This is a genomic window from Plastoroseomonas hellenica (assembly GCF_018129085.1).
In the GTDB taxonomy this organism is placed as follows: domain Bacteria; phylum Pseudomonadota; class Alphaproteobacteria; order Acetobacterales; family Acetobacteraceae; genus Plastoroseomonas; species Plastoroseomonas hellenica.
Genome location: NZ_JAAGBB010000112.1, coordinates 1 through 5,199, shown reverse-complemented (window position 1 = coordinate 5,199; position 5,199 = coordinate 1). Strand labels below are relative to the sequence as shown.

Sequence of the window (5,199 nt, the reverse complement as noted above, 5' to 3'; positions counted from 1 at the left end):
CCGCCGTGGCGCGCGCGGCGGGGCGCGGCGGCTCCGCCTCGGCGGCTTCCGCCAGCTCCGTCATCTCGGCCGCCGCGGCGGTGGGCACCAGCAGCGACCTGCCGGGCATCTGCAACGGCTCGACCGCCACCCGCGCGACGCCCGCCTGGCGCATGCTCAGCTCGTCCGCGATGCGCGGGCTGACATCCAGGATGCGGCCGGGCGTATGCGGGCCGCGGTCGCGGATGGTCACCGTGGCGCTGCGCCCATTCGCGAGGTTGGTGACGCGGGCGAGGCTGCCGAGCGGCAGGCTGCGATGCGCGGCGGTATCGGAGGCCGGGTCGAAGGGTGCGCCCGAGGCGGTGCGGCGGTTGCGGAAGCGGGCGGCGTAGTAGGAGGCGAGGCCATGCTGCGCCGGCCCGGCCTCAGGCGCCGCGGCCGATGCCGGCTCCCGCGTCGGCGGCACCTCGGCCCCGGGCGCGGTGCAGCCGGCCTGCAGCGTGGCGCCGAGCGCCAGCACCCATCCGACCCGGTTCCGCCGCCGCCCCTTCGTGCCCATCCCGCCTCGCGATCCTTCCGGTCCCTGTGGACATTGCCCTCCTGGCCCGGGCTTGTCACCCCGGGGCGCCGGCCTGGCCGGGGCGCAGCATCCGCCGCATCCTGCCGGGGGCCGCGCAAAAATACCCCGGCGGGATGTCGGCCCCGCCGCAATCCATGCGTCCTGGGAGCACGGAGGCCAGTTCGGCCGCCACGGATCGGAAGGAGACATCACGATGCGCGTCATGGTTCTGGTGAAGGCGACGACGGAGAGCGAAGCGGGCGCCATGCCCTCGACCGAGCTGCTCACGGCCATGGGCAAGTACAACGAGGCGCTGGTGAATGCCGGCATCATGCTGGCCGGCGAGGGGTTGCACCCGTCCTCCAAGGGCAAGCGGGTCGCCTTCGACGGCCCCGGCCGCATCGTCATGGATGGCCCCTTCACGGAGACGAAGGAGCTCATCGCCGGCTTCTGGATCTGGCAGGTGAAGGACATGGAGGAGGCGGTCGCCTGGGTGAAGCGCTGCCCGAACCCGATGCCCGGCCCGAGCGAGATCGAGATCCGCCCGGTCTTCGAGGCCGCTGATTTCGGCGAGGCCCTGACGCCGGAGGTCGCCGAACAGGAAGACCGGCTCCGCGAGACGCTGGCCAAGCGCTGAGGCCCGTCGGCCGGGCGATCGGGGCTGGTCGCTCGGACCTCGACCATGCCCGGACCGCCATGGCAGGATCCGAGGGCATAATGGCATTGCTGCCGCGGTCCGCGCCGTGGACCATGCGGCCATGGCTCCGAACACCACCGCCACCGATGACCCCGCGCCGGCGCGCCGCGTCCTGATCCTCGGCGTGGCGCCGGTGCAGTTGCTCGACATCGCCGGGCCGGCCGAGGTGCTGGCCCAGGCCGGGCGGCAGCTCGCCCGCGACGGCGCGCGCGGCGGGCCGCCCTATGCGGTCAGCACCATCATCGTGCCGGGCCAGGGCCTGGCGGCGACCTCCGCGGGCCTCGACCTGCCGTCCACCGCGAGCGAGGCGCAGGTGCTGGGCTGGGACGTGATCGACACCCTGATCGTCGCCGGCGGAGAGGGGGCGCGCAGCCGCGCCGATGACCCGACGGTGCAGCGCCTGCTGCACCACCTGGCGCCGCGCGCGCGCCGGATCGCCAGCGTCTGCACCGGCGCCTTCATCCTGGCGGCGGCGGGCCTGCTCGATGGCCGCCGCGTCACCACGCATTGGCGCTGGTGCGCCGAGCTCGCGCGCCGGCACCCCGCGCTCGCCGTCGATCCCGAGCCGATCTTCATCCGCGACGGCACGCTCTGGACCTCGGCCGGCGTCACCGCCGGCATGGACCTGCTGCTGGCGCTGGTGGAGGAGGATCACGGCCATGCCCTGGCGCTCGCCGTCGCGCGGGAGCTGGTGCTGTTCCTGCGCCGGCCGGGGGACCAGAAGCAGTTCAGCACGGTGCTCTCGGCGCAGACCGGGCCCTCGGCACGGCTCGGCGGGCTGCTCGCCTGGATCGCCGAGAACCTGCACCGGCCGCTGCCGGTCGAGGTGCTGGCCGCGCGGGCCTGCCTCAGCCCGCGGCAATTCGCCCGCGTCTTCCGCGAGGAGACCGGGATGACGCCGGCGCGGCTGGTCGAGCAGCTCAGGGTCGAGGCGGCGCGCCAGCGGCTGGAATCCGGCCGGGCGGGGCTGGCCGCTGTTGTCGCGGCCTGCGGCTTCGGCACGGAGGAGACCATGCGCCGCGCCTTCCTGCGCCAGGTCGGCGCCTCGCCCGGCGACTACCGCGACCGGTTCCGGCACGCCGCGCCGGCGCGGATCCCACCCATGCCCTTGAGGGACCAGCACCCATGATCGACCCCGACCGCCATCTGCAGATCGGCTCGCTGCTGTTCGAAGGGCTGGACCAGATCGACCTGACCGGACCGTTCGAGGTGCTGTCGCGCATCCCGAACGCGACCTACCGCCTCTATGGCAAGACCGCCGGGACGGTGCGGGACCTCAAGGGCCTCAGGATCACGCCGGATGCGGCGCTGGCGGATGCGCCGCCGCTCGATGTGCTGCATGTGCCCGGCGGCTTCGGGCAGGAGGCGCTGATGGAGGATGAGGCGGTGCTGGGCTGGATCCGCCGCCAGGCGGCGGGCGCGCACAGCGTCTTCTCGGTCTGCACGGGCGCGCTGATCTGCGGCGCGGCCGGGCTGCTGCGCGGCCGGCGCGCCACGACGCATTGGGCGTCCTTCCACCTGCTGCCCTTCTTCGGCGCGATCCCCGTGAATGAGCGGGTGGTGGTCGACGGCACCTGGGTCTTCGCCGCCGGCGTCACCGCCGGGATCGACGGCGCGCTGCGCCTCGCCGCCGAGCTGCGCGGGGAGGAAGCGGCGCAGGCGATCCAGCTCTACATGGTCTATGCGCCGGAGCCGCCCTTCGATGCCGGCACGCCGGAGACCGCGCCGGCCGCGATCCTGGACCAGGCGCGGCGGGCGGTCAGCGGCATCACCGCGCAGCGCGAGGCGACGGCACGGCGGGTCGGTGCGCGGCTCGGCATCGAGGCGCCGGCGGGCGCGGCGCGCTGAGGCAGCGGCATCGCCTGCGTGCAAGACCGGTCATCGGCTCCGCCGATGACGGTGTCAGGATTGGCGAATGAGATGGCGCATGCTGCGCTCGTGGACGATGGCCGTGATCAGCACGCCGCCCGGCTCCTCATTGTAGAAAATGATATGCCGCGCATGCTCGTGCCGCCGCGCGCCCGGCGCAAATTCATCGGCTCCGCGCCCGAGCCCGGGATTGTCGGCCAGCAAGGCGAAACAGCGGGCCATGCCGGTCCTGTAGTCCTCGGCCTGCGCGATTCCAAACGCCTCGAACCCGTAGAGAAGCACCCTCAGCAGGTCGGCATCGGCGTCTTTCGTCAGCCGATACCTACCCATCGATGAGGCCGCGAGCCCTGGCGATCGCCTGCGCCTCGGCGAATATGTCGTCGACCGTGCGGGTGCTGATGCCGCTCTCCTGCGACGCGACGAGCTTCTTCCGCAGCGCGTCCAGGGTCAGTTCCTTCTCCCGCCGGTCACGGTCGCGGCGCACCAGGTCGCGCATGTAGTCGCTGGCGCTGGCGTAGTCGCCGCGCCTGACCTGGGCCTCGATCCAGTCCTTCATGGGGTCGGGCAGCGAGACGGTCATGGTCGCCATGGCGGCTTCTCCTCTCCGTCGATCATATTATCAAATAAGATAAAATCACAAATATTCTTATGTCTGCCCAGTCATGATCCGCGCTTGCGCAGCGACCGGATGAGCCGCGTGCCGGTCTCGGCGAAGCCGGTGGCATGGCAGAATGCGCGTAGGGACGTCTCCTCCAACGCCGCGAGCAGCTCCAGCCTGCCGCAGCCCGCGGTGCGCGCCGCCTGCGCGGCGGCCTTCAGGAGCAGCCGGCCGATCCCCCGCCGCCGCTCCTCGGCATCGACCAGCAGCGTCGTGATCTGGGCCGTCGGGCGGGGATCGTCGAGCGTCGGATACCAGTGCAGGACCACGAGGCCGCTGGGTGGTCCCCATTGCGCGGCGATGAGCACCGCGCCGGCTTCCTGACGCATCGCCGCGAGCCGCTCCGCCATCGCAGGGACATCGGTGGCCTGCCCCGCGGCGGCGAGCAGGGTGGCGAGGCCGGGCGCGTCGATCGGCGTCGCGGCGCGGATCTCGAGCCCATGGCGCGACGTCACGGGCGCGGGGCGGCGCTGCCCATCCCGGCCGGCGGGACGGTCCGCGCCACGGAGGGGTGCTGCTGCGCCGCGTCGAACAGCGCGGCGAGCGCCGGCCGGCCCTGCCGCCAGGCGAAGGCCGTGTGGCGGCGCTCGCAATAGCCGAAGGCGGCGATCAGCGCGAGCCAGCCGGCGTCAACAGCCGCGAAGCCGCCGGCGGCGACCTCCCCTTCCAAAGCATCCGCCACGCGCGCGGTCCGCCGCGTCTCCAGCGCGATGACCGCGGTAGAACGCTCCTCGGCCGGGCGCCGCAGCTCCCGGTTCCAGACCGCGATGCCGTCGATCAGGCCGAGCACGCGGCCATAGGCGGCCAACGCGCGCGGGGCCTCGATGCCGGGCAGGATCCGGCGCCCGGGCTCGGCGAGGCTGTCGAGCATCATCAGCACCGGCGTCGTCTCGGTGATCGTGGTGCCGTCATCGAGCAGGAGCGCCGGCACCCGCCCGACCGGGCTGTGCGGCAGCAGCGCCGAGGCGGGGTCGCGGAGCGTCGTTTCCTCGACCCGCACGCGGCCCTCGAGCCCGAGCTCGATCACCGCCATCCGGGCGATGCGGGCATAGGGGGAGCCGGGGACGTGGAACAGGCGCATGGTGGGCGGGGCCTCCGCGAACGGGTCGTTGGGGAAGTTCACGGCAACGTCATCCGAAGACCCCTTCCCCAAAAGCGATCATTGCGATATCAGATCTTTCGAGGGCGGGCGCTCAGCCGCCGCCCGGACACCGCAATTCCTGTTTGGGGACCGTGTCATCATGGCCATCATGCTCAACTACGACGGCGTCCAGGGTGAGTCGAACATCCAGGGCTACGAGAAGTGGATCAACCTGGAGAGCTTCCAGTTCGGGATCGGCCGCGGCATCGCCTCGGCCTATGGCAACTCCACCCGTGAGAGCTCCATCGTCTCGGTCAGCGAAATCACCGTCACCAAGCAGACCGACGGCACCACCG

Annotated in this window: 9 protein-coding genes; 4 read left to right on the top strand and 5 right to left on the bottom strand. The window is 72.5% G+C overall.

Features of this window, described 5'->3' with window-relative positions; all coding sequences use genetic code 11:
• Positions 1-538: septal ring lytic transglycosylase RlpA family protein (locus GXW71_RS34055; protein ID WP_211858450.1), on the bottom strand; the 538-nt coding region annotated here is incomplete at its 3' end.
• 214 nt (positions 539-752) lie between these two features.
• On the opposite strand from GXW71_RS34055, the gene GXW71_RS34050 reads away from it, so the two are divergent.
• The 3 genes from GXW71_RS34050 (at position 753) to GXW71_RS34040 (ending at position 3,083) form a co-directional block, all read left to right on the top strand.
• On the top strand, positions 753-1,175 hold the full coding sequence (locus GXW71_RS34050; RefSeq protein WP_211858449.1) for a YciI family protein: 423 nt from the start codon (positions 753-755) through the stop codon (positions 1,173-1,175).
• Between the two features lie 121 nt (positions 1,176-1,296).
• Positions 1,297-2,364, top strand: coding sequence for a GlxA family transcriptional regulator (locus GXW71_RS34045; RefSeq protein WP_211858448.1), 1,068 nt, complete (start codon positions 1,297-1,299; stop codon positions 2,362-2,364).
• Entirely contained in the window at positions 2,361-3,083 is a 723-nt protein-coding gene (locus GXW71_RS34040) for a DJ-1/PfpI family protein (RefSeq protein ID WP_211858447.1), read from the top strand. Before GXW71_RS34045 ends, GXW71_RS34040 begins: the two co-directional genes overlap by 4 nt.
• Positions 3,084-3,137: 54 nt before the next feature.
• Here the strand turns inward: GXW71_RS34040 and GXW71_RS34035 are convergent, their stop codons facing one another.
• The 4 genes from GXW71_RS34035 to GXW71_RS34020 form a co-directional block, all read right to left on the bottom strand.
• Positions 3,138-3,434, bottom strand: coding sequence for a type II toxin-antitoxin system RelE/ParE family toxin (locus GXW71_RS34035; protein WP_211858446.1), 297 nt, complete (start codon positions 3,432-3,434; stop codon positions 3,138-3,140).
• The gene (locus GXW71_RS34030; RefSeq protein WP_211858438.1) at positions 3,427-3,693 is read right to left on the bottom strand and encodes a type II toxin-antitoxin system ParD family antitoxin; all 267 of its coding nucleotides are present in this window, start codon (positions 3,691-3,693) and stop codon (positions 3,427-3,429) included. Before GXW71_RS34030 ends, GXW71_RS34035 begins: the two co-directional genes overlap by 8 nt.
• A 71-nt stretch (positions 3,694-3,764) precedes the next feature.
• Positions 3,765-4,217 (bottom strand): GNAT family N-acetyltransferase, encoded by a 453-nt coding sequence (locus tag GXW71_RS34025; protein WP_211858436.1) that lies wholly within the window; start codon positions 4,215-4,217, stop codon positions 3,765-3,767.
• A complete protein-coding gene (locus tag GXW71_RS34020; protein WP_211858434.1) occupies positions 4,214-4,885 on the bottom strand; it encodes a glutathione S-transferase family protein in 672 nt (223 codons plus the stop codon). Before GXW71_RS34020 ends, GXW71_RS34025 begins: the two co-directional genes overlap by 4 nt.
• 118 nt (positions 4,886-5,003) lie before the next feature.
• On the opposite strand from GXW71_RS34020, the gene GXW71_RS34015 reads away from it, so the two are divergent.
• A partial coding sequence (locus GXW71_RS34015) for a type VI secretion system tube protein Hcp (protein ID WP_211854622.1) occupies positions 5,004-5,199 on the top strand: 196 nt, incomplete at its 3' end.

Bases quoted from the DNA above. Each gene is read 5' to 3' on its own strand.
- GXW71_RS34040 (WP_211858447.1), top strand. From the start codon at position 2,361: ATGATCGACCCCGACCGCCATCTGCAGATCGGCTCGCTGCTGTTCGAA.
- GXW71_RS34035 (WP_211858446.1), bottom strand. From the start codon at position 3,434: ATGGGTAGGTATCGGCTGACGAAAGACGCCGATGCCGACCTGCTGAGG.
- GXW71_RS34030 (WP_211858438.1), bottom strand. From the start codon at position 3,693: ATGGCGACCATGACCGTCTCGCTGCCCGACCCCATGAAGGACTGGATC.
- GXW71_RS34045 (WP_211858448.1), top strand. From the start codon at position 1,297: ATGGCTCCGAACACCACCGCCACCGATGACCCCGCGCCGGCGCGCCGC.
- GXW71_RS34050 (WP_211858449.1), top strand. From the start codon at position 753: ATGCGCGTCATGGTTCTGGTGAAGGCGACGACGGAGAGCGAAGCGGGC.